This window comes from Haloferax sp. Atlit-4N, assembly GCF_003383025.1.
Lineage (GTDB): Archaea > Halobacteriota > Halobacteria > Halobacteriales > Haloferacaceae > Haloferax > Haloferax gibbonsii.
In genome coordinates this window covers 510,718-536,970 of sequence record NZ_PSYY01000001.1, presented here as the reverse complement: position 1 = coordinate 536,970, position 26,253 = coordinate 510,718, and the positions used below count along the sequence as shown (strand labels likewise).

The window sequence follows — 26,253 nt, the reverse complement described above, 5'->3', positions numbered from 1 at the left end:
CTGTCCGTGATAGGCACGCACAATATATCACATTCATTATGAATTTTCGAGTGGGTGGCGCGGCGTCTCGTGGGGCCGATTCGCGCGTTTCAACCGGGTCGTCGCGCCGCTCGAAGACGGACGGCGAGGGAACGACGCCAGAGTGGCTCGCAAGCAGTCGCCGGGCGGTCGCCGTCGACTCTATAGACCGCGGGACGGCGACGGGGTCCGTCAAGAAATCCGTTCGAATCACGTCCGCCGAGCGGACCGCTCGTGTTTCGAACGGCCGGAGCAGGGGCGGTATCGTACAGAATCGGCCGATGCGCTGTGGGCTCGATTCCGTGTGGAGAACGTATGGGCCCTATGGGTTTTGACATATTGGACTCTCGCCCGGCTCACGTGGCCCGGAAGTTCGTATTTAAACATCCTTACAAATCGTCCGGGATGAAGTCTTGTCGGCGGCGCATGCGCTGGCGAGACGAAGCACGGTCGTAGTGCTTCTCCAGAACCGTCTCACTCACATCGCCACGGTCGGACAGCACCTCCCGAGGAGTACCGGCATCGCGATACGCAGTAATCGAGCCAGCACGGAACGGGTGCGACGAAACCGAGAACGGACACGTACTCGCGTGTTCCAAGTACGTCGCGTCGCAGTCCTCGATGTCGCGGTTGTCCGGGCATCCCTCGCCGATTTCGCACGGACGCGTCCACTTGTAGCACCACATCCGAATCGTCGTCGTCGACGGCCGGCCGTGGGTCGTCGTAATCAGCGGAGCCCGACCGTGCTCGTCGGTCACCCGGTCGCGATGCGGACCATCGATGTACTCCTCAACGACCTTCGCGACGTGCGGCTTCAGCGACACGTCGCGTTCGCCGTGCGTCCTGTTCTTCAGGCCGGTCCCAGTCGCCGGTCGGTGCCGGAAACAGAGCGCACCCTCCTCGCGGTCGAAGTCAGACACATCGAGCGCCCGCAGTCCGCCGAGCCGGCACGACGTTCTCCAGAGGAGCAACAGCGCGACGTGTTCCACGGTCGCGTACTCCCACTGGTTGAGGTAATCGAGAATCGAGCGCGCACGCTCGGCCTCGAGCACAGCATCCGAAACTCCCTCTCCGTCGTCAATCCGAGGAATCCGAATGCGCTCGGCGAGTTCCTCCGAGACGCCCTCGATGTCGGCGATGAAGCTCAGGAACGTCCGAAGCGTCGAGACCTGCCCCTTCATCGTCACCGCGGCGCACGGTTCGTCGCCCTCGAAATTCTCCTCACGCTTGAACACGCGGTACGCGTGAACCGTCCGCAGGTCCACGTCGTTCATGTTCATCACTTCGCCCGACCCGTGGTCCGGCGACTGGAGCCAGCGGACGAACGATTTCAGTCGGTACCGATGGGACTGGAGCGTGTCGTCCGAGAGGTCGTATCGACGAGCATCGAGGTAGTACGACATCGCCGACTCGGGGGTAATCGGGTCGAGCTCGTCGCTCATCGAATCACCTCCGTGAGGTAATCACGAGTGAACCGAACGGATTCGAGATGTGCTCGGGTATCGTCGGAGCCGTCGAGTTCGTGAACGAGGTCGAGGAACCGACACCAGTCGACGCTCATCGAATCACCTCCGAACCGGATTCACTTCCGGCCCATTCGCTACGCTTACAACCGGGGTGCGTTAACTCAATCATGGCTTCCATTGTGAGGCCGCGGTCCGGGTCGAGGGTGCTAACTTTGGTAGGGTGAGCGCCCTCGAAAGGGACCGTCAGCCGGGTAATCCATTCGAGATGTCTACTTAAAGTCCTGAGCCATAGCTGCGGAGTGAAAGTGTACGTTTGAGCGAAAGTGAAACCAATTTCTGTCAATCTGTCAACAGCCATCTGTCGTGGGGCTTCAATAGCCCGAGTCGTGTAGGCAAACATGCTTCCGTACCTCGGTTACGGGAGCCACCGCGGGCCGGTGTTGGCGCACCGGGTCCGCTTCTGACGCGACTGAACAACAGTCAGCGTCGCGTGTAGCTCTCGATACTCTACCGTATTCTTTGAGTTACTAATAATTAACTCAGAATTGTCGATAGGCAATCTCTATTGTTTCGTAGATTATTCTACGTGAATTATACCAGTACCAGAGATAAACAACGAGTATGCGACTGGACGCGGATTGGATGACTCGCGCCGACGACCGAATCTTAGAGTTCCTTTCAGAGGAGGGTCCTCACCCACCGAAGAAGATGGCCGATGATGGTCGAGTCAGGTTCGGGAGACAGTATATCGGTGTCCGGTGTCGGGATTACTTGGTCCCGTACGGGCTCGCTCAGAATCTTGGAAACGGTGTCTACTCCATCACCGAACTTGGTGAGCAGTACCTCGCCGGGGAGATCGACGCCGCCGAGTTAGAGAACAGCGAGTGAGCAAGCACCCACCACCCTTACCCGTAAAGGGGGCGGGTGGATGGGTGGTTAGTGGTTGACAACAAGTATTTAATTTATGTTCTTTGGGAGCTTAGATAACACATTCTGATCAAAAGCGTGCTTTATTCCAGTAACTAACGAGGGATAGACAAACTCGCCTTCTATCGGGTCCGATTCAATTTCGTCGAGTGGTATACTTTTAGATCTTAGAATCCAACCGTCGCCAACGACGAATTTTAATTTAGACACATCTTTGTGTATCTCAAAAGATATAGTCCCTGTACCATCTGTCTTCCCAAATATCGTATTCTTGGAAGTCTCTATTTTAACAGGGAGACCAATTACTGGGCCTCCAGCTTCGTCAGTTATTTCCACAATTACCGTTCTAGACTTGTCTAATTCCGTCTCTGTTGAGGGCTCATACAAAACATCACCAGTAGACACATCCTGAAAATTCTCCGAATTATGAGGCATGTTATTTAGAGAGACGACCACGAGATACGCTATTTTAACGAAATACACAACCAAAATGACAAAAAAGAGAAGCACTCCAAATATCAGCAAAATAAGAGCGATCACCGGCTGAAAAGCACGCATCAAAAACGGATCTGAAGACATGAGTTATCTAATTGAATGACTCTTAGAACTAATTAAACCCTTGCCAGAGACTAACACTAGTGATATTAGACATATTCAGTCGACGTTCGCCGTCAACATAATCCTGATTCATCGCACCGAGTGTCAGATTATCTGGAGTCCCGTCACCAATGAGTGTTATTGTAGAACCTTCTTCAATCGATTTGAGTGTTCCAACAACAGACTTTCCATTGACAAATTCAACCTCAACCTCTTTTCCTAAAAGGTCACTATATGAATATTTATCTGACATCAATCACATGATGGATTGTCAACTAATAAATCTAATGAAAGATAATACAACCGACATGTGTCATTTAGTCTTAGTGTTCGCGAGCACCTCGTGAAACTCCTCCCAGTCTTCGAACTGTTCCTGAAACAGGTCACTCGGCAGGTTCCACGCCCACGGCGCGGCGTCGTCCGGATCGTACTTCTCTAACGTCGGTTCGAGGTTCACGAGCGAGCCGCCGAACAGCTCACCCGCGGGCGAGTCTGAATCGGCGTCCCAGTCGCGGTAGAACGTCACTTCGTCCTGTGCCTCTTTGTAGAACGACAGCGTCGAGAGCCGTTTCTGTTCTGGGTGGACGTCCTTCCCGGTGTGACTCACCACGCCGACGGACTCGACGCCGAGCTTCGAGAACCGCTTAATCGCGGGCGTCCACTGGGAGGCTACTTCCCGGCTGAACGTCCGGGCGTCGAAGTGCGTCGAGCCTTCGTCGATGGTGACGGTCTTCGGCCGTTCGCGGTGGGTCAGCAGTACGTCCATCAGGTCGTACATCGACCGCACCACGATGTCCGCGCCGTCCCACGTCCCCACGTTCGAGATGACCAGCAGGTCATCGCCGAAGTGCGCCCGCGCGAGGTCGCCGTTCAGCAGGAACATCGTATTCGTCTTGCCCGTGTTCGGGTTCCCCGCACCGGTGATCGTCGTGAGACCACCGCCGTTTTCCAGCTCGTCGACGAGCCGAAGCGGCAGCGTCAGCGAACTGGCGTCGAGGTCCTGCTGGGTCACGCCGACGAGGTACGAAAGCGCGGTCGCGTGCGACGACTGCACCGCGCGGGTCGCGGCTTGGGTCCGCAGCGACGAATCGACGAGCCTGCCCAGCGAGGTCTCGGCGAACGAGTCGGCCAGCTCGTCGTCGTCGGCGAGGTCGAGCGAGTTCAGGAACGACAGGTTCGCGTGGTCGCCCTGCGAGACCGGCAGTCCCGCGTGGTCGAGCAGTCGGTGGTCGCCGTCGATGCGTCCGCGGACCTGTTCGTACAGCTTCGCCGCCGTCAGCAGTCGTTCGTCGGTCACAGCCGGTCACCCACCTGAATGTCGTGGAGACAGCGCCGGCAGAGGTGGCCTTTCGCCGTGGGGTTTCGGGGGAACATCGACCGTCCGCAGTAGTCGCACTCGGCGGTAGCGTCCGGGTCGGTCACGCGGATTCACCTCCGTCGAGGGGATGCGGGCCGAACTCGCGGGTCGAACTGCCGTCGAGGTCGTGAGCGGAGTCGCGCCCATCTCCGTCCCCGTCGGAGCGGTCAAGCGTGAGCTCGTCCGCGTCGTCCGTCCCGTTCCGCGCGTGGTTCCGCACGAGGTACGCCGTCACCAGCGGCAGCGCCGCCGAGATGAACAGGTGCGTATTCGTCACCGGGTAGTACGACGCCGCCACCGCGCCGTCGTCGAGGAAGCGCATCGGCACGTCGAGCGCCCGCGGCGGTATCATCAGGATACCGAACCACAGGCCAGCGACGATACCGACCGATACCGAGAGGGCGATTATGTACTGTTCGCGCGTCGAGAGTTCGAGTTCGAGTTTCATTCTGATTCACCGTTGGCTGCGTGTTGCTTCCGCCGCTGGTCGAGGTCGGCCAGCGGGTCCGGTGCAGGGTCGCCGTCACCTGGAGCCCACTCGGTCGGGTCCTCGTCGAAGATTGAATCCGAGCCGTCCAGGTCGAAGTCTTCGAGCACGCTATCAATCTCCGCGTGCAACGCGTCGCCGTCGTCCGGCAGCGCGCCTTTCTCGAACGTCCGCACGACGTGTTTCACGGTCTTGACCGCCGCCGCCCGGACGATAGCGAAGGAGTTGATTTCGAGCGATTCGCCTTTCCGCGCCTTCGGTTCCAACTGCTTGCGATTGTACCGGAGGTATTCGAGCGCCCGCGCCAGCACCGGGTCGGGCAGCGAGCCGACCCACGTCCCGGCGACCTCCCGCGCGTCGAGGTCGACGCCGCGGCCGAACGCGAGGTTCGGCGTCGCCCACCACAGCTGTCCGTCGACGACTGTCCACTCGGACCACCGCGGCGTCGGGCAGGTGTAGACACCCGCGCCGTCGCGGTCGAGCAGGTCGAGGTCAACGAGCCACATCATCTGCGGACCGCCCATCAGGTCGACGGCCTGTCCGCCGACCCAGCGCCCGGCGATGACCGCCGAGAGGCCAGCCGTGAGGCCGATAATTTGGAGCGAGCGAGGCACGTGCACGTCGAGGACGAGCACGAGGCCGACGAGCAGCAGGGAGCCAGCCACGGCGAGGTGAACGCCGTAGCGCATCACCCACACGAACGCCGTGACGAGTCGTCCCGCGTCGCGGTCCGGTGCGACCGTCGTCGAGGACGCACCCATTTCTGGTTCGTCGGGAGTCTCCCGCTGAGGCGCAGCTGAGCTTTCGGCGTCGTCGCTCATGCGACACGCTCCATTCCCCGGTGGAGGCCGAAGCGCCGCCGGACGATTATCAGGAGCGCACCGAACGACGTGCCGAACGCGCCGCCGATAGCCGCGTCTCGCACGTCCGTTCCGGTGAACGGACCGGCGATGAGCGCCGAGCCATCCTCGAACCGGATTTCCGTGTACTGTTCGTTTCTGATGCTGGTCGAGGTCGTCAGCGTCACCCGCGGTTCGGGCGACGCGACGCGAATCGTCGAGCGTCCTTTCGGCACGGAGCGACGGACGATGTTGCCCGAGGCGACGCCGGCCGAAGTCGAGCCGGTCGGCGCGGTCACCGTCACCAGCCGAGGCGCGTCGGCTTCGAGCGTGATGATGGCGGTGCCATCGCGGTATTCCGCGTCGACGATACGTAGCAGCGGGTCGCCGGCTACGTCGCCGAAGTACGTCGTCTCGTTCGACGACTCCGAAGCCGTGGGCGGAGCCGCGGCTGTCGTCGTCTCTGTCGGAGCAGACGCGGTCGAGGTCTCTTGAGCGACGACTGTACCGGGAACGGCGAGCAGCAGAGCGATGCAACTGACGAGTATGATGGTGTGTATTCGAGTCATACGGGTAGGGGTGGGGCAGGAAGGTTGGCGAGCGTTACAGCAGCGACCCGAACCAGTCGCCCGACCAGTCGGGCACGCCGAGCAGGTCGAGCAGCAGGTCCGAGCCCATCCCGATGAGGTCGACGCCGATGAACTGGAGTCCAGCGGCGATGATGACCACGCCGAGGATGAGCCCGAGAGGGAGCTGCTTCAGCAGGAAGACGAGCATCCTACGTGTTGCCCTCCCGCTGGATGAGCAGCACCGCCGCCGCGCCGACCAGTAGCGCGCCGCCGATCAGTTGCGTGTTCAGTCCGCCAGCCGGGTTTCGACCGCCGTCGGTCGACCCGGCGGTGCCAGCCTCTTGTTCGAACCACTCGCGGAGTTCCAGCAGTTGGTCGAGTTGCGACTGGAGTGCGGTCGCGTTCGTGTCCTCATAGACGTACTGCTGGGTCGAAGTCGTGTTCACGGCCTCTCCGGTCTGGACGTTGAACGCCTCGACGATAGTGAAGTTATCACCGTACTCCGAGAGGTCGTATATCCCGCTGTCGTTGGCGTTCTGGTACGCGAAGTAGAACGTCCCGTTGTAGTCCGAGAACTGGTAGGTCGAGCCGGTGTCCCAGCCAGCGGGAGCGTCCTCGCCGGTGTAGAACATCGTCCCGTTGACGATGGTCGTCCCGTTCTGTCCTTCGACCGCGATGGTGTGCGAGGAGTTGAGGTCGCCGGAGTAGCCAATCGACGCGAGCTGCACGGCCGCGTACGAGTAGTAGCCGGTCGTGTTGAACTCGGTCGACGCTTCCGCGCCGATGGTTGACGGGTCGAGGCGGGCGAGGTCCGTCGAGTCGATATCGCCAGCGGCGTACTGAGCGTAGTAGCCTTCGACGACCTGCGCCATGTTCGCTTTTACCTGCTGTTGCTGGGCGTCGAGGCTTTCGAGCAACCCGGAGTAGTCCCGTCCGTGCAGGACATCAGTATGGTTCAGCGTCTCCGGCGACTGGACGGCGAGACTGTCATCCTCGTTGTAGTACTCGCCACCGTTTGACCAGCCGTGAAGCTCGTTCGAATAGGCGTACAGGTCTGGCGCGAGCGAGGTCTTCGGCAAGAGCCCGACTGCGGCGTTCGCGTCGGTCCCGTCCCCGTACTCGTTGTGCGGTTGGAGCCAGAACCGCATCGTGACGTTCGTCCCGTTGACGAGCGTGTAGTTCATCTCGTGAACGCCCGTCTGGAACCCGCCAGCGTTCTTCGCGTACTCGCCGGGAACTTGGTACTCGTGGTTGTCACCCGGCTCGTGGAAGGTGAGGTTCGTCTCCGTCTGGTTCAGGTACTCCAGTTCGGACATCTTTGCGTTCCAGTCGCGAATGATGTTCTGCTCGATTTTGGCGTAGTAGGCCGTCACCGTCTCGTTCGCGCGGTCTTTGGCGAGCGATTCAGCGGTCTCGTTGTTGATGTCGTTGACCACCTGAATCTTCGCCTTCGAGTAGGCGACCGTCCGGGTGTCCTGGAGCCGGTTGTCGAGCGTCGTGTTGAACGACTCTACGGAGTCTTTCACCGCGAGCCCGGACGCGTAGCCGTCGGTCGACGTGATGTTTTCGAGGTCGTCGTACGAGACACCGCCCTGCAGGCAGGCCTCCTTGTCGCCGCCGAGCAGCATCGAAAACGTCTGTTCGAGCAGGTCGGTCGGACCGCAGTTCTCGTAGTCGACGGTGACCGTCGTCGAGGCCGCAGCGACCGGGCCGGTCGCCGCGGTCGTGACCATCAGCACTACGAAGATGAACGCGAATCCGCGTCGAGCGAACTCACGCATCAGAGGCCTCCCGTGACGATGAACGCAGCTGCACCGAGACACGCGGCGAGGTAGCCGAGCGTCGCAGTCGCTTCGAGTCTGGTGAGGCCGAAAGGAAGGGTCATGGTCTGGTTACCTCACGGCGACCGCCCAGCCGACGACCGTAATCAGGAACGCGACTTGCGCGCCCAGCGGGTCGCCCAGTCCGAGCAGGAGGTCCTTCAGTTCGGTCACGTACTGCCATCCGAGGATGACAGCGGGCGACGCGACGATGAACGCCATTTCCCACGGCTCGTAGTGTTCGAGCGACTTCGTCTCGCTGGACATGAACGCCAGCGCGTACACGAGAATGCCGCCGAGCGTCGCGTGCTCGCTCGTCAGCGTATAGTTCGACAGCCACGTGATGGTGATGTCGGAGATACCGCCGAAGGCGTACAGGCCGGTCGCGACGAACACGACCGACAAGAGCGCCGGGATGGTCCGCAGCATCGCGTAGTCCGAGGCAAGACCGCTGAGGCCCTGCGAGTAGCGCGACGCCATTACTCGCCCCTCACGTCGAACACGTGGTACTCGCGTTCTTCGGTCGAGCCGTCGTCGTTTTCGAGTTCGTACGTCCGCGTCTCGGCGGTCTTCTTGACCGCGAGCCAGCTGCCGTTGCCGAGGCCCTTCTTGTCGATGGTCCGGCGAATCTGGCCGTTCGACCAGAACTTCACCCGGTCGCCGAGATCGCCGCCGCGGGCGAGGTGGATTACGTCGTTTTCGTTCGGTCCCACGTCGCGGTCGATGTCGACGATAACGCCGATGACCGGCTCGTCCACTTCGAACTTGATTTCCTCTACTCCGTCGTCGTAGTCGTCTTCGACTTGTGTTTCTTCGAAGTCGTCGAACGACATTGGTTCAGACGCCATACAAGAACAGGGTGGGTTCGAGGTACAGTAGTCCTAAAGGGAACTCTAGTGAAATTGGTAGGTACAGGCTCAGAAAACGCAGATTACTGATTCAGCGAGCAGATTTCAAGATAAGTCTGCTTATCAGCACCACCAATGGCACAGATATTCTTGAAAATTCTACACTAGAGTTGTATTGTCATCAAAAATCTACCCGCTGCAGCACAGCTATCTAAAACCAATGTATCTCTGAAAAGTTGGGAAGGGGAACCCAACTAACCCTAAACCGGCCGGGCACCCGGATTAGGGATGTTGCCGGTGTTAACACAGAGGCACCCCGGCATTGTGGACTCCACACAATTATTATTAAGTCTATTGATTGGACAGATATCTCTATAACATCTGGAGAAAGCCAAACACAGTTGCTCGAGACGGTCTCTGTATTCAGTCCGACCTCGCAGGATGCCGCATGCACTCGCGGTCTTTGTCGAAGTAGTCCTCAACGTGCAACACGTGGTCGGCACTCTCCGGTCGGTCGAGGCCGTGCTGTTCGACCAAGTGGCGCGCCATCCACTCCGTCTGGTAGATACCGACATTACACTCGGAACAGCGCCACATCTCGCCTTTCTGTAGGGTGTACTGAAGTCGCGTCTCTTGCAGCACCCGCTGGACGGGGAGTTTCAGCGGAGCCATGTCGACGCCGCCGCCTCCGGGCAGGTGCTCCTCGCCGTCGCGGTCGATAATCGCTTCCAGTCGCCACTCAGACGAGAGCGAGGCACGGCGGAACGACTCTGGTTCGGAGTCGTCCTCGCCGTTCATCACCGATTCGACGAACTCGGCGTGCTTCGGGTCAATCATGTTCCGGCCGAGCATCGACGCCACCGAAGGCGTCTCGTCGCTGTACTTCAGCTCCGTTTCTACGCGCTTCCGTATCCGTGTCTTTGTCGGCGATTCGCCGACACTCGCCGCCGCTTTGGCGCTCGGCCAGCGTTCAGCCAGCGAGAGTTCCGAATCCGAGGCGTCCGACTCGCCGCCATCCGCGAGGGCTTCGGAGAGATCGTCATCAGGTATCGGTTCGTCGAGCCGTTCCTGGTCGATAGCCCAGCCGGAGTTACAGCACGCGCACACGACGTCGGGGCCACGGCCGTCATTCCACACGACGGCCTCGCCGTGCGCGTCGGTCTGGTTCGACTCGCTAGACTCGGCGCGCTGTTCGCACGCATCCGCTTTGATGGCTTCCGTGACGATTTTCGACCGTGAGGTTCGACGTCGAGCAGCCGACCAGTAGATTGCACCCCACGCGAGGTATTCGACCGGCTTGTCCAGCAGCTCCTCTGTGTAGCCGCCCATGTACGCCGCGAGGTACGAGCCCATGTTTTCGACGCCGGCGTTGAGCGAGATACAGCCGTCAGAGTCGTTCAGGTAGTCCGTGTTTCTGTAGTCGTGGGCGCTGAACGAGGCGTATTCGCACTCCTCGACGTGTTTGTCTATCACTCGTTCGAACTCCGGGCCGACCACTTCGAGGTCGAGGTCGGCCGCGTCGAAGTAGACGCCCACGTGCAGGTGCGAGTAGCACGCGTTCATCCCGCTGCCGTCGCCACCCATTCCGTGCGGTTCTGCTTGGAGCCAGTAACCCCATTCGTCGGCCTCGAGGCCGAGATGGTATTCCATCGTGTTGCGCAGCGTGTCGCGCACGCCGTCGTACGAAAACGCGTCGTGGAGCGCGTCGGTGTGTTCGACCGGCGGCAGCCGCTCCCCGTTCGGTACGGACGAGGCGGTGAACGTGAGCATCGCGGTCGCGGGCGAGCCCCACGCCGCGACTGCTTCGCCGCCGGACGGCCGTTCGCCACCGCCCATCTGTCGCTGGAGCGCGAGCGCGCGAGCGTACTGCTTGCGCGAGTACGTCTCGCCCCACGCGTCGGTCAGCGGGAGTTCGAACTCATCGCCGTCGTCGTTCGCGAAGCGCGCGAGCAGTCCTTTGTAATCGACGTGAGAGGTAAGAAACGCGCTCAGGGCGTCGGCCCACGTCGCTGCGCGGCGTTTCTCTAACTCCGTCACGTAGAACCCGTTTTCCATCGGATCCTCTGCCTCTACGTACGTATCGCGCCAGTCCGCTTCGGTCACGATGCGCCGGAGCTTTCGACCGTGTGTTTCGCACACCGGCGTTTCGGCCAGTTCGGGGTATTTCTCGGTGAACTCCAGTACGCGTTCGTGGACTCGTTCTTCGTAGTTGTCCTCTGCTGGAGAACCGTCGGTAGAGGGCTCTACAGAGTTAGTCTCCTTGGAAGGCCGAGAGGCCACACCGTCGGCTGGTGAGTCGCGACCGCCGGGTGCGGGGGTGCCCTCGCTACTCACTGCTACCCCCGTCTGTGCGGATGAAATCGCTCAGACGGCACTGGGCCTTACCGCCACTCGTTTTCGGCCGGCGGCCGCCGGCCTCATGCGGACCGGCTTCCGGGTCAGGGGCAAGCCCCTGCTTCCGGCCGCTCCGGGCGGACTGGGACCCGCCCTCCGCTGTTCCGGTCCTTGCGGTGGTTTCCTCGGCCAACTGGTGCGCCCACAAAAGCGAGGTGAGTCGGTGGTCCCGCGTCTCGTCCTCGATGGCGGGGATGCGCGCGCAGTACTTGCACTCGCGCATCTTTGCCGCGCGCGTCGAGTGATCGACGAGGCACCACTCGTGGCAGCTCCGACATCGGTACTCGACGTACCGCCACAGGTTCGTCGCTCGACGAGCCTGCGACATCTACCGAACACCCCCGGCTAAAGTTATCGCCCGACCGCGGGCCGGTCCGTAAGCAGAGCTTATGGAATTGGGATTTTTGGGCGTTTTGAGATTTCGCGGAAACGGCGAATTTAGACGCCTGAGGGTCCGTAGAGTGCCTTTTTCATCAGCAACAAACCGACTAAAATTATTATGGGCCCTATGGGGTTCGAACCCATGACCACCCGGTTATGAGCCGAGCGCTCTGACCAGACTGAGCTAAGGGCCCTCGGTCGATTCTTTCCCGTCGTCCCTCTTATGTCTTATCAGAAGCCGCCGCCGGCGAATCGGAGACGCACCGCTCATCGACGTGAGAAACGGAGAAGCGCCACCGCCAGGACTCGAACCTGGGACAACCTCGTTAACAGCGAGGTGCTCTACCAACTGAGCTACGGCGGCTTTCGTCTGCACTCTCTCGTATTCGATGTTTCTTGATAGGGCTTTCGTTTTCACCCGACGGCTGGCGGATGCCACCGCCTGACGCGGTCGGGGGAGCACCGTCACGCTTTCGCCCGCCCGCGGGAAACCAGCGGGCATGACGAACTCGGACCTCGACGCGGTCGTCGCCGCGGTCCGCGAGCGCATCGACCCCGACGAGGCGGAGCGTCGGGCGCTCGCGGAGGCCGCGTCGGCCCTCGAATCCCGCGTCCGCGACGCCCTCGCGGACCTGCCGGTGGACGCCGACGCGCTCCAAGTCGGCAGCACCGCCCGCGGCACGTGGCTCTCGGGCGACCGCGACATCGACCTGTTCGTGCGCTTCCCGGCCGACCTCGACCGCGAGGAGCTCGAAACGTACGGCCTCGAAGTCGGCCACGCGGTCCTCCCCGACGGCCACGAGGAGTACGCCGAACATCCCTACGTGAAAGGCGACTACGACGGCTTCGACGTGGACCTCGTCCCCTGTTACGACGTGCCCACCGCCTCCGACATCCGCTCGGCGGTCGACCGGACGCCCTTTCACAACGCCTACCTGACCGAGCGCCTCGACGACGACCTCGCGGCCGACGTGCGCGTCTTCAAGCGGTTCCTGAAGGGTATCGGAGCCTACGGGAGCGACCTCCGCACCGAGGGCTTCTCCGGCTATCTCGCCGAACTCCTCGTGGTCGAACACGGCGGCTTCGAGCCGCTGCTTCGGGCGGCCGCCGACTGGAGCCCGCAGGTCGATTTCGACCCGGAAAGCCACGGAACGCGGCGTTTCTCGGACCCGCTCGTCGTCATCGACCCGACCGACCCCGAGCGGAACGTCGCCGCGGTCTGCTCGGCTGAGAACGTCGCCCGACTCCAGCACTACGCCCGCGACCTGCTCGCTGAGCCGCGCGAATCGCTGTTTTTCCGGCCCGGCCCGCCGGCGCTCGACGCCGACGGCGTTCGGAGCCACCTCGACCGCCGCGGGACCACGGCCGTCGCCGTCGTCTTCGACTGCCCGGACCTCGTGGACGACCAGCTCTACCCGCAGCTGAGAAAGTCGCTGACCGGCGTCACCGACGGCCTCGACAGGCGCGGCTTCGACGTGTTCCGGCGCGCGACGTTCGCCGCCGACGACGCCGGCGACGAAGCAGAGGCCGTCCTCTTCGCGGAACTCTCGGTTGCCGAGCGTCCCGCGGTCGAGCGCCACGAGGGGCCGCCGGTCCACGTCCGACGCCACGCCGAGGGGTTTTACGACGCGTACGAGGACGGCGACGACCACTACGGACCATTCCTCGACGGCGACCGCTACGTGGTCGAGCGGGAGCGGGAGTTCACCTCGGCGACCGACTTCCTCGAAAGCGACGCGCTGTTCGACGTGGCGCTCGGAAAACACGTGAAATCGACGCTCAGGGAGGACGGCTACGACGTGCTCGTCGGCGACGACGTGGCCGCGCTCGCCGAGTCGTTCGGCGCCGACTTGGGTCGTTACTTCGTGCCGAGACCGTGAGCAGCGCGCACGTCGTCGACTAGCTCGACGTTCTTCTCGTCGGGGTCTTCCTCGGGGTCCATCGCGATGCGGCCGTCGAACGTCTCGTGGACGGTCGCGACGCCCTCGGAGAGGGTGTCGAGGCCGTAGCCGCCTTCGAGGACGAAAGCGATGGCGGCGTCGGTCGCCTCACAGAGGTCCTGGACGCACTCGGTGAGCATCGCGTACCCCTCGGTCGAGACGCGCATCCGCGAGATGGGGTCGTGGCGGTGGGCGTCGAAGCCGGCGCTCACGATGAACAGGTCGGGGTCGAACCGTTCGACTGCGGGGGCGACCGCCTCGTCGAACGAGTAGACGTAGTCGGCGTCGCCCGCGCCGGCGTGGAGCGGCACGTTGAGAGTCGTCCCCTCGCCGTCGCCCTCGCCGGTCTCTTCGACCTCGCCCGTGCCGGGGTAGAGGCCGTCCTCGTGGATGGACGTGTAGAACACGTCGCCGCGGTCGTAGAAGATGTCCTGCGTGCCGTTGCCGTGGTGGACGTCCCAGTCGAAGATGGCGACGCGCTCGGCGAGGCCGTCGTCGATGACCGCCTGCGCGGCGACGGCGGCGTTGTTGAAGAAACAAAAGCCCATGGCGTCGTCCTCGACGGCGTGGTGGCCCGGGGGGCGGCCGAGCGAGAACGGCGTGTCGCGGCCGTCGTCGCCGTCGAGGGCGGCCCGGGCGGCCCACTCGGCGAGGCCGGCGGAGGTGAGCGCGGCGTCCCACGACGCCTCGACGGCGACGGTGTCGGGGTCCCAGTTACCGCCGCCGTCGCGACAGAAGTCGTGGAACTCGTCGACGTAGCCGTCTTCGTGGACGGCCGCGACGGTCGATTTCTCGGCGGGGGGCGCGTCGACGTACTCGACGCCGTGGCGCTTCGCCAGCCCGCGTCGTATCGCTCGGAGTCGGTCGGCCGTCTCGGGGTGTCGCGGCCCGGTGTCGTGGTCGAGACACGTTTCGCTGTAGCCGAATTGCATTATTCGAAGAGGGAGAAGTAGGTCTCGATGTCCTCGGATTGGACCGTCCGCCGGTCGGCGTGGTGGGCGAGTTTGACGGCGGCGCCCGCCACGTTGACGGCGTAGTCTTCGAGGATATCGGCCAGGGCGATTCGAGCGTCCATCGCGACGCGGTAGCGGTCGTCGATTCGGAGGCGGGCGATACGGTCGATGGGGGCGATAGGGAGGAGGAGTTCGTCGCGGTCGACGACCTGCTGGACGCCGAAGTCCTCGGCCATCAACGTCTTGCGACCGTCCGCCGTCGCCCGGTCGGCGGCGTCTATCGCGAGTTCCGCGCCGCGGTCCTGAATCCGGCGGGCGAGCGCCTCGGCGGCGCCGGCGCTCACTCGCAACTCACCTGCGTTCTGCCGGATAATCGCGTCTACCGGGGCGAACGGTAGCTCGACACTCATACCCACATATCGGGTCCGTGCGGCGTATAATCCTTTCCGTCGCGGCCCCTTCTGTATTTTATCGCACGCAGCGCTCCCGAGCGATGGGATTTCGCTGTGAGAACCCGCAAAACCGGACGAACGATGAGTGGGATTCGATGGCCCGCCGACGGCGGGACGATGGGCGACCGGCCGTCGCCTCGGCGCTTCGCAGCGCCGTCGTTTCGTCGCGCCCTCGTCGTTACCGCTGTGCGCCGGTGTGGACCTCGACCGTCTCGGCGCTGATGCGGCCGTCGGTCTCCGTGCCGGAGACCGTCACCTCGTCGCCGAGGCCGAGGTCGGCGTCGGTGTCGACGGTCTTGGTCTGCGTGCCGTCGTCGAGGATGACCGGCGTCCCGGCCTGCACGACCGTCCCGGTGAACTCGACCGACTCGCCGGCGGACTCCGTCGCGGTCGCGTCCGACGAGGACCCGCCGTTCGCGGCGGACGCGTCACCGGACGACTCGGACGAACCGCCGCCGGAGAACGCGCCGAGGCCCTGGTCGCTCGGCGGCGTCGGTCCCGAATCGCCGGCATCGGTCCCGGCCGCGCCCTCGGGGGCCTCGTCCATCACGGTGACGGACGACCGCCAGCCGGCGGAGGCTTCGAGGTCCTCCTGCCAGCCGTCTTTTATCTCCACGTCGGTGATGACGACGTAGTCCGCGAGGTCGACGTCGGCGTCGGCCTTCTCGCCCCAGAGGGCGACCCGGATGTCGCCGGTGTCGTCCTTGACGCGGATGTTGCGGACCTGTCCCTCGGAACCGTCGTCGCGGTCGAAGGTGCGCTTGCCGTCCGCCTCGATGACGCCGCCGGCGATGTCGACCGTCTGGCCGAGTTCGAGCGTGCCGATGTCGGTCGTCTCGGGGACGTACTCGATGTCCTCGTCGATGACTTCGACCGCGCCGCGGGAGCCGACGTGGAGTTCGAGCGAGCCGTCGCGCTCGCGGACGTAGCCGTCGACGACCTCGACCGACTGGCCGGTTTCGAGCTCCTCGGCGAGGTCCGCTCGCTCGTCCCAGAGCGTGACGCGGACGCGGCCGGTCGGATCGCCGACCGAGAGGTTCGAGACGCGACCCTCGGTACCGTCGTCGCGGTCGAACGTTCGGACGGTTCCGGTGTCGAGAATCTTGCCTTCGAGGTTCACGTCCGAGAGGCCGAGCGCGAGGTCTTCGACGCGGTAGGTGTCGAGCACCTGCACGTCGACCTCGGCGTCGAGGTCCTCTTCGACCTTGCTCGCGCTGACCTCGACGCCGTTGTAGCCGTCTTTCGGGCGACCGCCGATGCGGAGGACGGTGCCGACTTCGAGGTTCTCCTTCGCGCCGGCGGCCATCTCGTCCCACAGCGAGACGCGGATGCGACCGGTCTCGTCGGCGACCTCAATGTTGACGACCCGCCCGTCTTCGTCCTCGCCGTCGCGTTCGAACGTCCGGACCTCGCCGATGCTGACGACCTTGGCGAGGAACTTCACGTCCTCCATGCCCGGTTCGATGTCGGCGATGCCGTTGACCTCCTCGTCGCGTAGTTCGTGGGCGATGAGCATCGCCGCCGTCTCCTCGTCGGCGAGGCCGCCCATCTGTTCGACCTTATCGTTGACCGCCGCCTCGAACTTCTCGAACTCGACATCGGTGTCGAGGTCGTCGTAGACCTCCCGAATGACGCCCATCAGGCGTCACCTCCCGGAACGAAGCGCGCGCGTCGCGGCAGACCAAACGTCGTACTCATACTATGGACGAACAGGGAAGGGCGGCGCTTAAGCGTTGTTTTCCTCCGGATTGGACCGCCGAACCGGCCGCGCGAATCGAGCGACATAGCGGGGGTGGCCGCGGCCTCGGATTTGAACCTTCGGACCGTCAGGCGTCCGCGTCGACGCGGGCGACCTCGCGGCGACCGTCGGCGTCGTCGTGGACGACGACCGCCCGGCCGGGGAGGCCGCTTTCGAACCGGAGCGTCGCCTCGTAGCCGCGGGCGACCGGCGATTCGGCGCAGTTCTTCACGTCGGTCCGCTCGACGGCCTCGACGACGAGCGTGGCCGTGTCCGCGTCGGCGTCGTAGTCGGCCCGCGTGAGTCGGGCGATGGTGCACTCGGTCGCCCCCGAGACACAGCCGACGACCGAGAACCCGGTCTCGGTCTCGGTCGCGAGCGCCCCGTCGGCCGGACAGGCGTCGGCGCGGACGGGCGTGAACGAGCGCCCGACGAGTCGCGGACGGCGGGGTGTCTCCATCGGCGTCGACGACGCGGTCTCGGTCTCGGTGCTCGCGGTCGACTGCTCCGCCGCGTCGCCGCCGCTCGCGCACCCCGCGAGCGAGGTGCACAGCCCGAGGGTTCCGAGGAGGAGCGCGCGTCGATTCACACACGAGACTAGGCTCGCCGGCGAAAAAGTCCTTTGCGTGCGGTCCGCACGGTCGCCGCGGCGGACGGAAACGGGTCGGAAACGGGCCGGAAACGGCGTGGGAGACGACCGTCGTTCACGCCGGAGACCGGGTTCCGTGCCCGGAGTTCGACGCCCGCCTCGTGCCGTGGTCCCGCGGTTCACTGGGAGTTCACATCGTAACCGTCTTAAGTAACCGTCGAGTACCGAAGAATGCAGCAAGACAGTCCTGATAGGGTAGTGGACTATCCTCCTGGCTTGCGGAGCCAGGGACCGGAGTTCAAATCTCCGTCAGGACGCTTTCCTTTAGAACACTATTCTCCGAGAGCCCTCTGTGGCTCTCGGTCTGTCTGCGGTGAGCGGCCACCGAGGAGATTTGAACAGGGAGCGTAGCGAACGCAGTGAGCGAAGTGAGTGAGTTCAAATCTCCGTCAGGACGTTTCTCTCTAGAACTACACGACGAGCGAAGCGAGGAGTCCGTTCCTCGTTGAAACTCTGTCTCGGAGATTTGAACAGGGAGCGACCGAAGGGAGCGAGTGAGTTCAAATCTCCGTCAGGACGTTTCTCTCTGGAACTGACCTCCGAGAGCCTTCTGTTCTCCCGGGTCGGTCTACAGTCTCCGTACGAAATCTGAACGGCGAGCGATATCGCCGCGAGCGAGTTCAGCGCGCGTCAGGACTCGGCGTGGGCGGCCAGTCCGAGGTCCAGTTCTTCGACCCCGTCGAGCACTAGGTCGGCCATGCGGCGCGCTCCGTGCTCGCTGAAGTGCGTGTCGTCGGCGATTCCATCGGGGTAGTTCGGATGTTCGCCCGGCTCCAGATGGTTGTAGAGCGCCGTCGAGTCCGCGGGACCGAGTTCCTCCAAGAGCGAACGCGTTCGCTCGTCCATGTCGATAAACGGCACGTCGCGGTCGCGCGCGACGGCTCTCGTCAGGTCGGCGTACTCGCGGTGGGTGTCCTTCGGGACGCCGTCGTCGTCGAAGTGACGACGCGCGATGGAGGTGAGCAACACGGGCGTCGCCCCCTGCTCGCGCGTCTCGCCGACGAACGTCCGGAGGTTGTCGACGAACGCCTCCTCGGTCGTGTGCTGTTCCTTCGAGGGCACCTCGTCGTTGTGGCCGAACTGGACGAACACGTAGTCGGTCTCGGTCAACTGCCGGACGACGGGACGCCAGCGGCCCTCCTCCAGAAACGTGCGGGTGCTCCGGCCGTTTCGGGCGTGATTCGCCACCGCGACGGCGTCGTCGAAGCGGTCGGCGAAGGGCATTCCCCAGCCGGTTTCGGGACGCTCGTTGGCATCCTTATCGGCCATGGTGGAGTCCCCGACGAGATGGACGGTAATCGACTCGGACGACATTTCGATAGCGCTCGTCCGGGCGGCCTATAGAGTCACCGGTCGGGTCAATCCGCGGGGCGAACGCGTCCCCTAACCGTCGCTAACGGGTGCCTACCCGTCGCGGGTACGAGCGTGGCGGTTGACGAAACCGAACGCGGACTCCCGAGCGCACTCGGCAGTCTGGCCGGAAAAAACGAGCTTACGCCTCGTCGTAGGGCGGTTCGAGGTCGCGCGACCCGTCGTCGTCGCGGCGACGGACCGACGCGGTCGTGCGAGACCGCTGTGGGCGGGGACGAGGCGCCTCCTCGGACCGGGGCTTCGCGGCCCACGACCCGTGGCAGTCCCGACAGTAGTTGCCTTTGTACGCCCGCGTGAACAGGTACTGCTCACCGCAGCGGATACAAACCGGGGACTGGGTCATCGTACGACACCTCGGACGAGGGTTTCGAGGGCATTCATATGCTATCATACCACATATGTTCCCGAGAGGCATAAGTATGCAAGGCCTACAGCGGGTGCCCCCGCTTTTCGCGGAATCTTTACTCGTAGACGGCGAACGGTTCGCATGGACGATTCGCTTCGCGCAGGCGTCGCCATCTACAACGCGGGCGCGTACCGGGCGGCCCACGGCGCGTGGGAGGCGACGTGGCTCTCGCTCGACCGCGGGAGCGACGACGAGCGGTTCCTCCACGGCCTCATCCAGTTCACCGCGGCGGTCCACCACGCCCGCGACGGCAACGACTCGGGCGCGGTCGGCCTCGCCCGGAGCGCATGGGAGTACCTCGACGGCCTCGGCGACGACTACCGCGGCGTCGACCTCGCCGGCGTTCGGGCGTTTCTCGCACGACTCGAAGCCGACCCCGCCGTCGCCGACGACCCGCTCGCGCTCCGACTCGCCGGGCGAGTCGTCACCTACGACGACCTCGATTTCGACGCGGTCGCCGTCGCGGCCGAGACGCTCGCGGAGGAACTCGACGGCTACGACGAGGCTATCGTCGCCGACGCGGTCGGGTACGCCCGCGAGGAGGTCGCCGACGGGACGCAGACGCAGTTCACGGCGATGGTGTTCGACTTCGTGCGCAACGAGGCCCAGCGCGGGCTGGTGTTTCAGCGATTGAGTGAGCACGTCCGCCGTCGGCGGCGGCGCGAAGACGACGTGAGCGGCCTATTTGAGTGAGAAAAAGAGAGGTCTGTCGAACGTCGTTGGTGACGATATCGTTTCAGAAATACGCCTTCCTAATTACGAGCAGTAGCCAGACGACCGGGGCGAGGGCGATGAGCAAGCCGACGATGCCGATCAGATAGTCCCCTTCGACGAGTCCCCGCGCCCATCCCCTCCCGAGGTGAAAGACGAACAGGGAGCAGGCGAGCAAAACCGCGGTGCGGAGCGAGACTCCCGAGTCCTCCGCATTGGAACCAAGTAACGACATTACGCTCTCGTTCGTGTCGAATTTCTATAAAATTTCTCCCGTTCCGTTCGTACGCCTCCAGACCGGCTGTTTCACACGACGACCTAGCTGGAGAACGGGCGTTCAAGAGGCCCAAAAACCGAGGTTCCGACGCCGCAATCAGGCTTCGTCCAGCGGTTCGCCTTCGAAGGTGAACTCGGCGGAGTTGTCCTGGGGGTCGTAGCCGAGCACCGCGCGGGCGCGGTCGATGGAGTAGTACTTGCGGTCGTTGTCGGAGATGCCGTAGACGATTTCGTAGTCGTAGTCGGCCTCGATACAGCACTCGAAGAGGTGCGCGCAGTCGCGGTACGACAGCCACATCGCCTGGCCGCGCTCGTACTCCTTCGGCGGGTGGTGCTGGGTGAGGTTCCCGATGCGGACGTTCACGACCGAGATGTCGTGGTGGTCGTGGTAGTACCGGCCGAGCGTCTCGCCGGCGGCCTTGCTCACGCCGTAGAGGTTACTCGGGCGCGGGAGTTCCGTCCCGTCGAGTCGGAACTCGTGGTGCGGACGGTACATGTCCGGGGTCCGGTCCATCGTCTCGTACGCGCCGACGGCGTGGTTCGAGGAGGCGAACGCGAACTTCTCGACGCCCGCATCGACGGCGACGTCGAACATCTGCTGGGTGCCGTCGATGTTGTTCCGCAGGACGCTGTCCCACGGCGCTTCGGGACGCGGGTCGCCCGCGAGGTGGATGACGGCCTCGACGCCGTCCATGGCGTTTCGCACGGCGGTCTCGTCGGTGACGTCGGCGACGTACACCTCCGTGGGGTCGACCGAGTCGGGTATCTTCTCGTCGGAGAGTGGCTCGCGGTCCAGCAGCCGCCAGTCGTAGGCGTCGCCGATGTGCCCTAGTATCGCCTGGCCGACGCGCCCGCCAGCCCCCGTCAGCAAAACCGGCTGGTCCATTCGGTGTAAGTTCTAACAAGAGAGGCTAAGTAAGGACCGGTTCGCGCTCGCGCGACCCCTCAAACCGCCGAACTTTACCCGAGGGCGACGGAGTTCCGGGTATGGTCACAGACCCGCAGACGGCCTGCTTCGAGGCGGGCATCAAGTTCGGAACGCTCTACCACCAGTTCGCCGGGACGCCGGTCTCGCCCGACAGCGCCCGGAGCCTCGAACGGGCCATGGCCGAAGCCATCGAGAACCAACCGTACTGCGAGTCCGTGTCCGTGCACATCCTCGACGACGCGCTGGCAGCCGAACTCGCCGAGTCGACCGCCGACTACACGGAACTCACGGGCCGGTTCATGGAAGTCGAGATGGAAATCGACTACGAGGGCGTGCGCGTCCGGACGCGCATGGAGATGGAAGACGGCTACCCGCTGATGAAACTCGTGTCGGTCGAATGAGCCGGCCGCGAAGCGCCGCCCGCGGGCTCGTCGTCCGCGACGGCGAACTCCTCACGATTCGGTACCGCACCGACGGCGAGGACTGGTACGTCGCGCCCGGCGGCGGCCAACAGCGCGGCGAGTCGCTCGCGGAGACGGTCCGCCGGGAAGTGTACGAGGAGACCGGCTACGAGGTCGCCGTCGGGTCGCTCGCGTTCGTCAGGGACTTCGTCCCCTCGACGCACTACGACGACAGAGGCGACGACGGCCACCAAGTGGACCACTTCTTCTGGTGCGAGCGAGTGAGCGAGGACCCGGACGACCCGACAGAGCGCGATTCGGTTCAGGTGGGCGTGCGGTGGCTCCCCCTCGACGAACTCGGCGAGGTCCGATTCTTCCCCGGCCCGCTCGGCGACCGACTTCGGGACGGCGACCCCGACGAGATGGGCGGCGGACGCGACGCGGTCTACCTCGGCGACGTGGACTGAGAATCCACCCGCGACGAGCGCGGAGTCGTTCGATTTCACTTTCACTTTCGGGGTCGTTTTTAAACCCCCGCGCGCCGAACGTGTGAGCATGAGTCAAAGCACGCTCGGCGACGACGACCTGTTCGGAGAGGCGGCGGCGGAGATGCGCGCCGACGTCGAGGAGCACCTCGACGAGGCCCGGTCGGCGCTGCCCGACCCGGACGACGTGTGGGACGCGGAGGCCGACAACGTCCTCGGCGTCCTCAACGGTCTCCGCTCCTCGCTCGACGTCGAGGGCGCGGCCGAACACGTCCGACAGGCCAAGAAGTGGTACGTCATCGGCCAGCGCGCCGAGGCGTTCGACGACCCCGAGGACCTCGAAGAAGCCATCGAGGAGCTCCAGGAGCTCATCGAGATGGTCGAGGAGGCCCACGAACTCGTCGGGGAACTCACCAACACGATGCCCCAGCTCCGCGGCGCGCTCACCGACGCCGCGGAGGCGGCGGAAGCGGCCGACGACGAAGAAGAAGAGGAAGAGGAGTAACCCGCCGACCGGCCCGCCGGTGAGCCGGCGCGCCGACTTGCGAGCCGTTCAGTCGAGTTGCCGGCGCTCGACCGCGTCGAGGAGCGACGCGAGCGCCTCGGCCGCGAGCGATTCCAGCTCCGCGCCGCGGTCGGCGTCCCCCTCGGCGGGGTCGCCGACGACGCCGTTGTCGGTGAACTCGTCGGAGTCGTGGGCGAGGTTGACGCCCGAGACCCACTCGCCCCAGCGGTCGGCACCCCCATCGCGGGCCTCGTCGATTCGGTCCTCGCGGACCAGTTCGGGGTGCGTGTGACGGAGTAAGGCGGTTTCTAGCGGACCGCCGTGGCCCATGTCCGAGGAGTGGTCGCCGACGGCGTCGAACCACGTGAAGGCGACCGCGTAGACGTCGCCCGTCCGCGAGACGCGCCGGCAGAGTTCCGCGAGCGCGTCGATGTTGCCGCCGTGGCCGTTGACGACGACGACGCGGTCGAAGCCGTGGTGGGCGAGCGATTCGATAGTCTCGCGGACGTACGCGCGAAAGGTGTCCGGCGAGACCCAGAGCGTGCCGTCGAACGCGCGGTGTTCCTCGGCGACGCCGACCGGGATGGTCGGGCCGACGACGACCTCGCCGTCGAACGCGTCGGCACCCGCCTCGGCGACCGATTCGGCGTTGAGCGCGTCGGTTCCGAGCGGCGCGTGCGGGCCGTGCTGTTCCGTGCTTCCGACCGGGAGGAGCGCGAGGTCGCCGTCGAGGGCAGCGACCTCGGTCCAAGTGGCTTCGGAGAGTCGCATGCGCAAAGAAGTGTTTGCCCCCTCTTAGTGGTACGCGAAGCCTCAGTCGTCGCCGGCGTCGACCTCGGCCTGCCGGCGGGCCGCGCGCTCGACGAACTCGTCGGGGAGTTGGTCGATTTCGCCGGCTTGAACCCCCCACAGATGGGCGTAGAGACCGTCCTCCGACAGGAGGTCGTCGTGCGCCCCGCGCTCGACGATGCGCCCGTCTTCGAGGACGACGATTTGCTCCGCGTCCTTGATAGTCGACAGGCGGTGGGCGATGCTGAACGTCGTCCGGTCGGCCGTGAGTTCGTCCAGCGAGCGCTGGATGAGCATCTCCGTCTCGGTGTCCACGTCCGAGGTCGCCTCGTCGAGGACGAGGATGTCCGGGTCCTTCAGGATGGCGCGGGCGATGGAGACGCGCTGGCGCTGGCCGCCCGAGAGCTTCACGCCGCGCTCGCCGACCTTGGTGTCGTAGCCCTCGGGGAGGTTCGAGATGAACTCGTGAGCCTCGGCGGCTTTCGCGGCCGCGACGACCGCCTCGTCGTCGGCGTCGAACGTCCCGTAGGTGATGTTGTCGCGGACGGTCCCGTAGAACAGGAACGTCTCCTGGCTGACGTAGGCGATGGACTCCCGGAGGCTGGAGATGGTCACGTCGCGCACGTCTTGGCCGTCGATGTTGACGTGCCCCTCGTCGGGGTCGTACATGCGCATCAGGAGCTTGAGAATCGTCGATTTCCCCGCGCCCGTGGGGCCGACGAGCGCGAGCGTTTCGCCGCCGTCGACCTCGAAGGAGATGTCCTCGACGATGGTCTCGCCGTCGCCGTAGCCGAAGGTCACGTCGTCGTACTCGACGCGGCCCTCGGAGACGGCGAGGTCGGGCGCGTCGGGCTGTTCGGCCAGCCGCGCGGGCTCGTCCATCAGGCCGAAGATGCGGGCGCTGGAGGCGTGGGCGCGCTGGTACATGTTGATAATCTGCCCGAACTGGGCGAGCGGCCAGACGAACTGCTGGGTGAGCAGGATGAAGGTGACGAACTCGCCGACCGCGAGGTCGCCGGTGAAGGGACCGGGGCCCTCTCCGTTGATGACCCACAGGCCGCCGACGACGAAGGTGAGGGTGAAGCCGATGCCCGCGAGGATTCGGAGCGCGGGGAAGAACTTGATTCGGGTGTTGATGGCGTCCCAGTTGGCGTCGAAGTAGTCCATCGAGACGCCGTCGACGCGGTCGGACTCGTGGGGTTCGGCGTTGAACGTCTTGATGACCTGGATGCCGCCGAGGTTGTTCTCCAACCGGGAGTTGAGTTTGCCGACCGACGAGCGCACGTCGGCGTACTTCGGCTGGATGATATCGACGAACTTCCACGTGAACAGCGCGATGAGCGGGACCGGCAACAGGGCGACGAGCGCGAGTTGCCAGTTGTACGACATGAGGACCACCGCGATGGCGACGACCATCACGGAGAGGCGGAAAAACGAGTTCATCCCGTCGTTGAGGAACCGTTCGAGCCGGTTCACGTCATTCGAGAGGATGGACATCATCTCGCCGGTCTGCTTGTCGGCGAAGAAGTCCATGTTGAGCAGTTGCATCCGGTCGTAGGTGTCGGTCCGGACGTCGTGTTGAATCTGCTGGGCGTAGGCGTTCCAGCCCCAGTTTCGGAGCCAGTGGAACAGCGCGCCGGCGGTGAAACTGAACACGATGATGCCGACGGCAAAGAAGAACTGACCGTCTCTGGTCGCGGGGACGTACGGCGCTATCCACGCCTCGGGGAGGACGGGAAACCCGGCCGCGAAGGACTTGTCCTGCCGGATGATGGCGTCGATGGCGAGGCCGAGGATGACCGGCGGCATGAGGTCGAGCACGCGGGCGGCGACGCTCGCGAGGACGCCCACGACGAACTCGAAGGTGTTCTCGCGGCCGTACTCGGCGAACAGCCGCCGCATCGGGTTGTCGACCCGCGCTCGTTGGTCCTCGAACGGGTCGTCGTCGTCGATATCAGGGGGCACGACAACGGTTCAGGGGGCGCTCGAAGTAAAGTACTCGGGTGCGGGAGGGGTCCGCCGGTAGATTAGCACCGGGCGTTCCGGACCGTGTTCCCGGTCGAACCGCCTGATTCGACGACCGGTTGTTGGCTGACGCCGCAGAGGTCGTTCTGGATGAGCCGATTGCGGTGAGAGTCCTCCAGCGTGACGCCGTGAGCCAAGAGTCCCGTCGTGACGACGTTCTTGTGAATCGCGTTTCGGTCGCTTCCCGCGAGTTCGAAGCCGGCGATGAGAATATCGACCTCGTTCTCGACGAAGCGGTTCCGGTGGCTGTCGCGGAGTTGGAAGCCGGGACCACCGCCGTCGGCGAGGTTCTGTCGGAACAGGTTTCGATTGCTTCGGACGAGTCTCACCAGGAAGTCCTCGGTGAGGAACTCGCAGTCGACGAACTCGTTTCGGTGCGAGTCAGTGAGCGTGAGCACGACGGGACTGATGAGTGTACACGACTCGAACCGCGTCTGCGTGGTTCGTCTGAGAACCACGCTCTCCGACTCGAAGATGAAAAAGCTCGTATTCCTCACCTCACACCGCGTCGAGTCCGCGAGGACGAACTGCGAGAGCGGGTCATACTGGTCACCCGGATGGCCGACGACGCGCGAGTCCGCGATCGACACCCGGCTCGAATCGGTGATTCGGCCGCCCTTCGTCAGCACGATGTCGGTTATCGAGACGCGACTGCCCGAAATCGTCGTCTCGCCGTTCACGGCGTAGCCCCGGCCGTCGACGCGGACGTTGTCGGCGAGAACCTCCAGACAGTCGAGATTGCCGTCGAGGACGTACCGCCCCGATTCGGTGATGCTCGCGCATCCCGAAAGCACCACCTCGTCAGTTCTCAGTTGCAACACGCCCGGCATGAGCGCCGGAACTGCGGCGAGGCCCAGCCCCCGAAGCGCTCTTCTCCTCGTGAGTCGAGTCGACATGACACCTTCTCAACTACAACACGTC

General features: G+C 64.1%; 30 protein-coding genes and 3 tRNA genes. 7 read left to right on the top strand and 26 right to left on the bottom strand.

All coding sequences use genetic code 11. The features are described from left to right. Positions 1 to 407 precede the first annotated feature (407 nt). Together C5C07_RS02900 and C5C07_RS22075 are read right to left on the bottom strand one after the other, a co-directional pair. A complete protein-coding gene (locus C5C07_RS02900; protein ID WP_115804514.1) occupies positions 408 to 1,460 on the bottom strand; it encodes a site-specific integrase in 1,053 nt (350 codons plus the stop codon). Further along, the gene (locus C5C07_RS22075; protein ID WP_255565239.1) at positions 1,457 to 1,579 is read right to left on the bottom strand and encodes a hypothetical protein; all 123 of its coding nucleotides are present in this window, start codon (positions 1,577 to 1,579) and stop codon (positions 1,457 to 1,459) included. The genes C5C07_RS02900 and C5C07_RS22075 overlap by 4 nt, the downstream gene beginning before the upstream one ends. A 526-nt stretch (positions 1,580 to 2,105) precedes the next feature. On the opposite strand from C5C07_RS22075, the gene C5C07_RS02895 reads away from it, so the two are divergent. Then, complete coding sequence (locus C5C07_RS02895; protein ID WP_049968433.1) at positions 2,106 to 2,372, top strand: PhiH1 repressor; 267 nt, start codon at positions 2,106 to 2,108, stop codon at positions 2,370 to 2,372. A 69-nt stretch (positions 2,373 to 2,441) separates the two neighbouring features. Here the strand turns inward: C5C07_RS02895 and C5C07_RS21000 are convergent, their stop codons facing one another. The 13 genes from C5C07_RS21000 to C5C07_RS02840 form a co-directional block, all read right to left on the bottom strand. Beyond that, complete coding sequence (locus tag C5C07_RS21000) at positions 2,442 to 2,990, bottom strand: hypothetical protein (protein WP_147302003.1); 549 nt, start codon at positions 2,988 to 2,990, stop codon at positions 2,442 to 2,444. Between the two features lie 28 nt (positions 2,991 to 3,018). Then, positions 3,019 to 3,261: a hypothetical protein gene (locus C5C07_RS20995; RefSeq protein WP_147302002.1), complete on the bottom strand. Its 243-nt coding sequence runs from the start codon at positions 3,259 to 3,261 to the stop codon at positions 3,019 to 3,021. A 60-nt stretch (positions 3,262 to 3,321) separates the two neighbouring features. Further along, a complete protein-coding gene (locus tag C5C07_RS02890) occupies positions 3,322 to 4,305 on the bottom strand; it encodes a hypothetical protein (RefSeq protein WP_115804513.1) in 984 nt (327 codons plus the stop codon). A gap of 121 nt (positions 4,306 to 4,426) precedes the next feature. Further along, on the bottom strand, positions 4,427 to 4,813 hold the full coding sequence (locus C5C07_RS02885; RefSeq protein WP_115804512.1) for a hypothetical protein: 387 nt from the start codon (positions 4,811 to 4,813) through the stop codon (positions 4,427 to 4,429). Continuing rightward, entirely contained in the window at positions 4,810 to 5,613 is an 804-nt protein-coding gene (locus C5C07_RS02880) for a hypothetical protein (protein ID WP_115804511.1), read from the bottom strand. The genes C5C07_RS02885 and C5C07_RS02880 overlap by 4 nt, the downstream gene beginning before the upstream one ends. A 56-nt stretch (positions 5,614 to 5,669) precedes the next feature. Then, positions 5,670 to 6,260, bottom strand: coding sequence for a hypothetical protein (locus C5C07_RS02875; RefSeq protein WP_115804510.1), 591 nt, complete (start codon positions 6,258 to 6,260; stop codon positions 5,670 to 5,672). 34 nt (positions 6,261 to 6,294) lie between these two features. Beyond that, the gene (locus C5C07_RS21550) at positions 6,295 to 6,468 is read right to left on the bottom strand and encodes a hypothetical protein (protein WP_199522717.1); all 174 of its coding nucleotides are present in this window, start codon (positions 6,466 to 6,468) and stop codon (positions 6,295 to 6,297) included. A 1-nt stretch (position 6,469) separates the two neighbouring features. After that, entirely contained in the window at positions 6,470 to 8,041 is a 1,572-nt protein-coding gene (locus C5C07_RS02870; protein WP_115804509.1) for a hypothetical protein, read from the bottom strand. A 111-nt stretch (positions 8,042 to 8,152) separates the two neighbouring features. Further along, complete coding sequence (locus C5C07_RS02865; protein WP_115804508.1) at positions 8,153 to 8,560, bottom strand: hypothetical protein; 408 nt, start codon at positions 8,558 to 8,560, stop codon at positions 8,153 to 8,155. Further along, positions 8,560 to 8,928, bottom strand: a complete 369-nt coding sequence (locus C5C07_RS02860) for a hypothetical protein (RefSeq protein WP_233510261.1) — start codon at positions 8,926 to 8,928, stop codon at positions 8,560 to 8,562. The genes C5C07_RS02865 and C5C07_RS02860 overlap by 1 nt, the downstream gene beginning before the upstream one ends. 423 nt (positions 8,929 to 9,351) lie before the next feature. Continuing rightward, the gene (locus C5C07_RS02855; protein ID WP_115804506.1) at positions 9,352 to 10,983 is read right to left on the bottom strand and encodes a hypothetical protein; all 1,632 of its coding nucleotides are present in this window, start codon (positions 10,981 to 10,983) and stop codon (positions 9,352 to 9,354) included. A gap of 839 nt (positions 10,984 to 11,822) precedes the next feature. Further along, positions 11,823 to 11,897, bottom strand: a tRNA-Ile gene (locus C5C07_RS02845). A 97-nt stretch (positions 11,898 to 11,994) separates the two neighbouring features. After that, a tRNA-Asn gene (locus tag C5C07_RS02840) sits at positions 11,995 to 12,067 on the bottom strand. Between the two features lie 136 nt (positions 12,068 to 12,203). Here C5C07_RS02840 and cca point away from each other — a divergent pair. Next, a complete protein-coding gene (cca, locus tag C5C07_RS02835) occupies positions 12,204 to 13,583 on the top strand; it encodes a CCA tRNA nucleotidyltransferase (RefSeq protein WP_004973303.1) in 1,380 nt (459 codons plus the stop codon). On the opposite strand, the gene C5C07_RS02830 is transcribed toward cca, so the two are convergent. From C5C07_RS02830 to C5C07_RS02815, 4 genes are all read right to left on the bottom strand, one after another. After that, positions 13,562 to 14,575 (bottom strand): histone deacetylase, encoded by a 1,014-nt coding sequence (locus C5C07_RS02830; RefSeq protein ID WP_004973306.1) that lies wholly within the window; start codon positions 14,573 to 14,575, stop codon positions 13,562 to 13,564. The two genes, cca and C5C07_RS02830, sit on opposite strands and share 22 nt — an antisense overlap. Beyond that, positions 14,575 to 15,006, bottom strand: coding sequence for a histone (locus tag C5C07_RS02825; RefSeq protein ID WP_004973309.1), 432 nt, complete (start codon positions 15,004 to 15,006; stop codon positions 14,575 to 14,577). Before C5C07_RS02825 ends, C5C07_RS02830 begins: the two co-directional genes overlap by 1 nt. Before the next feature lie 220 nt (positions 15,007 to 15,226). Beyond that, complete coding sequence (locus C5C07_RS02820) at positions 15,227 to 16,687, bottom strand: single-stranded DNA binding protein (protein WP_004973311.1); 1,461 nt, start codon at positions 16,685 to 16,687, stop codon at positions 15,227 to 15,229. Between the two features lie 187 nt (positions 16,688 to 16,874). Continuing rightward, a complete protein-coding gene (locus tag C5C07_RS02815; protein WP_115804505.1) occupies positions 16,875 to 17,375 on the bottom strand; it encodes a hypothetical protein in 501 nt (166 codons plus the stop codon). A 244-nt stretch (positions 17,376 to 17,619) separates the two neighbouring features. On the opposite strand from C5C07_RS02815, the gene C5C07_RS02810 reads away from it, so the two are divergent. Next, positions 17,620 to 17,692, top strand: a tRNA-Arg gene (locus C5C07_RS02810). A 373-nt stretch (positions 17,693 to 18,065) separates the two neighbouring features. Here C5C07_RS02810 and C5C07_RS02805 read toward each other — a convergent pair. Then, positions 18,066 to 18,749 (bottom strand): rhamnogalacturonan acetylesterase, encoded by a 684-nt coding sequence (locus C5C07_RS02805; RefSeq protein WP_004973314.1) that lies wholly within the window; start codon positions 18,747 to 18,749, stop codon positions 18,066 to 18,068. A 178-nt stretch (positions 18,750 to 18,927) separates the two neighbouring features. Continuing rightward, positions 18,928 to 19,149, bottom strand: coding sequence for a hypothetical protein (locus tag C5C07_RS02800; RefSeq protein ID WP_050458621.1), 222 nt, complete (start codon positions 19,147 to 19,149; stop codon positions 18,928 to 18,930). Positions 19,150 to 19,293: 144 nt separating this feature from the next. Between C5C07_RS02800 and C5C07_RS02795 the strand changes: the two genes are divergently transcribed. Beyond that, a complete protein-coding gene (locus tag C5C07_RS02795) occupies positions 19,294 to 19,905 on the top strand; it encodes a DUF309 domain-containing protein (protein ID WP_115804504.1) in 612 nt (203 codons plus the stop codon). A gap of 43 nt (positions 19,906 to 19,948) precedes the next feature. Here the strand turns inward: C5C07_RS02795 and C5C07_RS02790 are convergent, their stop codons facing one another. Both C5C07_RS02790 and azf read right to left on the bottom strand, forming a co-directional pair. After that, entirely contained in the window at positions 19,949 to 20,158 is a 210-nt protein-coding gene (locus C5C07_RS02790) for a hypothetical protein (RefSeq protein WP_115804503.1), read from the bottom strand. Positions 20,159 to 20,296: 138 nt separating this feature from the next. Next, on the bottom strand, positions 20,297 to 21,085 hold the full coding sequence (gene azf / locus C5C07_RS02785; protein WP_050458618.1) for an NAD-dependent glucose-6-phosphate dehydrogenase: 789 nt from the start codon (positions 21,083 to 21,085) through the stop codon (positions 20,297 to 20,299). Positions 21,086 to 21,186: 101 nt separating this feature from the next. On the opposite strand from azf, the gene C5C07_RS02780 reads away from it, so the two are divergent. From C5C07_RS02780 to C5C07_RS02770, 3 genes are all read left to right on the top strand, one after another. Then, entirely contained in the window at positions 21,187 to 21,528 is a 342-nt protein-coding gene (locus C5C07_RS02780; protein ID WP_050458617.1) for a dihydroneopterin aldolase family protein, read from the top strand. Next, a complete protein-coding gene (locus tag C5C07_RS02775) occupies positions 21,525 to 21,995 on the top strand; it encodes an NUDIX domain-containing protein (protein ID WP_115804502.1) in 471 nt (156 codons plus the stop codon). The genes C5C07_RS02780 and C5C07_RS02775 overlap by 4 nt, the downstream gene beginning before the upstream one ends. Positions 21,996 to 22,083: 88 nt before the next feature. Next, a complete protein-coding gene (locus C5C07_RS02770) occupies positions 22,084 to 22,518 on the top strand; it encodes a DUF5790 family protein (protein ID WP_004973330.1) in 435 nt (144 codons plus the stop codon). Positions 22,519 to 22,566: 48 nt separating this feature from the next. Here C5C07_RS02770 and C5C07_RS02765 read toward each other — a convergent pair whose 3' ends face one another. The 3 genes from C5C07_RS02765 to C5C07_RS02755 form a co-directional block, all read right to left on the bottom strand. After that, the gene (locus tag C5C07_RS02765) at positions 22,567 to 23,289 is read right to left on the bottom strand and encodes a creatininase family protein (RefSeq protein WP_004973334.1); all 723 of its coding nucleotides are present in this window, start codon (positions 23,287 to 23,289) and stop codon (positions 22,567 to 22,569) included. A 42-nt stretch (positions 23,290 to 23,331) separates the two neighbouring features. Next, entirely contained in the window at positions 23,332 to 25,209 is a 1,878-nt protein-coding gene (locus C5C07_RS02760) for an ABC transporter ATP-binding protein (protein ID WP_394324754.1), read from the bottom strand. 125 nt (positions 25,210 to 25,334) lie between these two features. Beyond that, on the bottom strand, positions 25,335 to 26,228 hold the full coding sequence (locus C5C07_RS02755; protein ID WP_115804501.1) for a NosD domain-containing protein: 894 nt from the start codon (positions 26,226 to 26,228) through the stop codon (positions 25,335 to 25,337). Positions 26,229 to 26,253: the final 25 nt, after the last annotated feature.

Excerpts from the sequence above, each read along its gene's own strand:
- C5C07_RS02900 (WP_115804514.1), bottom strand. The coding sequence starts at position 1,460 with ATGAGCGACGAGCTCGACCCGATTACCCCCGAGTCGGCGATGTCGTAC.
- C5C07_RS22075 (WP_255565239.1), bottom strand. The coding sequence starts at position 1,579 with ATGAGCGTCGACTGGTGTCGGTTCCTCGACCTCGTTCACGAACTCGAC.
- C5C07_RS02895 (WP_049968433.1), top strand. The coding sequence starts at position 2,106 with ATGCGACTGGACGCGGATTGGATGACTCGCGCCGACGACCGAATCTTA.
- C5C07_RS21000 (WP_147302003.1), bottom strand. The coding sequence starts at position 2,990 with ATGTCTTCAGATCCGTTTTTGATGCGTGCTTTTCAGCCGGTGATCGCT.
- C5C07_RS20995 (WP_147302002.1), bottom strand. The coding sequence starts at position 3,261 with ATGTCAGATAAATATTCATATAGTGACCTTTTAGGAAAAGAGGTTGAG.
- C5C07_RS02885 (WP_115804512.1), bottom strand. The coding sequence starts at position 4,813 with ATGAAACTCGAACTCGAACTCTCGACGCGCGAACAGTACATAATCGCC.
- C5C07_RS02880 (WP_115804511.1), bottom strand. The coding sequence starts at position 5,613 with ATGGGTGCGTCCTCGACGACGGTCGCACCGGACCGCGACGCGGGACGA.
- C5C07_RS02875 (WP_115804510.1), bottom strand. The coding sequence starts at position 6,260 with ATGACTCGAATACACACCATCATACTCGTCAGTTGCATCGCTCTGCTG.
- C5C07_RS21550 (WP_199522717.1), bottom strand. The coding sequence starts at position 6,468 with ATGCTCGTCTTCCTGCTGAAGCAGCTCCCTCTCGGGCTCATCCTCGGC.
- C5C07_RS02870 (WP_115804509.1), bottom strand. The coding sequence starts at position 8,041 with ATGCGTGAGTTCGCTCGACGCGGATTCGCGTTCATCTTCGTAGTGCTG.
- C5C07_RS02865 (WP_115804508.1), bottom strand. The coding sequence starts at position 8,560 with ATGGCGTCGCGCTACTCGCAGGGCCTCAGCGGTCTTGCCTCGGACTAC.
- C5C07_RS02860 (WP_233510261.1), bottom strand. The coding sequence starts at position 8,928 with ATGGCGTCTGAACCAATGTCGTTCGACGACTTCGAAGAAACACAAGTC.
- C5C07_RS02855 (WP_115804506.1), bottom strand. The coding sequence starts at position 10,983 with ATGGAAAACGGGTTCTACGTGACGGAGTTAGAGAAACGCCGCGCAGCG.
- cca (WP_004973303.1), top strand. The coding sequence starts at position 12,204 with ATGACGAACTCGGACCTCGACGCGGTCGTCGCCGCGGTCCGCGAGCGC.
- C5C07_RS02830 (WP_004973306.1), bottom strand. The coding sequence starts at position 14,575 with ATGCAATTCGGCTACAGCGAAACGTGTCTCGACCACGACACCGGGCCG.
- C5C07_RS02825 (WP_004973309.1), bottom strand. The coding sequence starts at position 15,006 with ATGAGTGTCGAGCTACCGTTCGCCCCGGTAGACGCGATTATCCGGCAG.
- C5C07_RS02820 (WP_004973311.1), bottom strand. The coding sequence starts at position 16,687 with ATGGGCGTCATTCGGGAGGTCTACGACGACCTCGACACCGATGTCGAG.
- C5C07_RS02805 (WP_004973314.1), bottom strand. The coding sequence starts at position 18,749 with ATGTCGTCCGAGTCGATTACCGTCCATCTCGTCGGGGACTCCACCATG.
- C5C07_RS02800 (WP_050458621.1), bottom strand. The coding sequence starts at position 19,149 with ATGACCCAGTCCCCGGTTTGTATCCGCTGCGGTGAGCAGTACCTGTTC.
- C5C07_RS02795 (WP_115804504.1), top strand. The coding sequence starts at position 19,294 with ATGGACGATTCGCTTCGCGCAGGCGTCGCCATCTACAACGCGGGCGCG.
- C5C07_RS02790 (WP_115804503.1), bottom strand. The coding sequence starts at position 20,158 with ATGTCGTTACTTGGTTCCAATGCGGAGGACTCGGGAGTCTCGCTCCGC.
- azf (WP_050458618.1), bottom strand. The coding sequence starts at position 21,085 with ATGGACCAGCCGGTTTTGCTGACGGGGGCTGGCGGGCGCGTCGGCCAG.
- C5C07_RS02780 (WP_050458617.1), top strand. The coding sequence starts at position 21,187 with ATGGTCACAGACCCGCAGACGGCCTGCTTCGAGGCGGGCATCAAGTTC.
- C5C07_RS02775 (WP_115804502.1), top strand. The coding sequence starts at position 21,525 with ATGAGCCGGCCGCGAAGCGCCGCCCGCGGGCTCGTCGTCCGCGACGGC.
- C5C07_RS02770 (WP_004973330.1), top strand. The coding sequence starts at position 22,084 with ATGAGTCAAAGCACGCTCGGCGACGACGACCTGTTCGGAGAGGCGGCG.
- C5C07_RS02765 (WP_004973334.1), bottom strand. The coding sequence starts at position 23,289 with ATGCGACTCTCCGAAGCCACTTGGACCGAGGTCGCTGCCCTCGACGGC.
- C5C07_RS02760 (WP_394324754.1), bottom strand. The coding sequence starts at position 25,209 with ATGCGGCGGCTGTTCGCCGAGTACGGCCGCGAGAACACCTTCGAGTTC.
- C5C07_RS02755 (WP_115804501.1), bottom strand. The coding sequence starts at position 26,228 with ATGTCGACTCGACTCACGAGGAGAAGAGCGCTTCGGGGGCTGGGCCTC.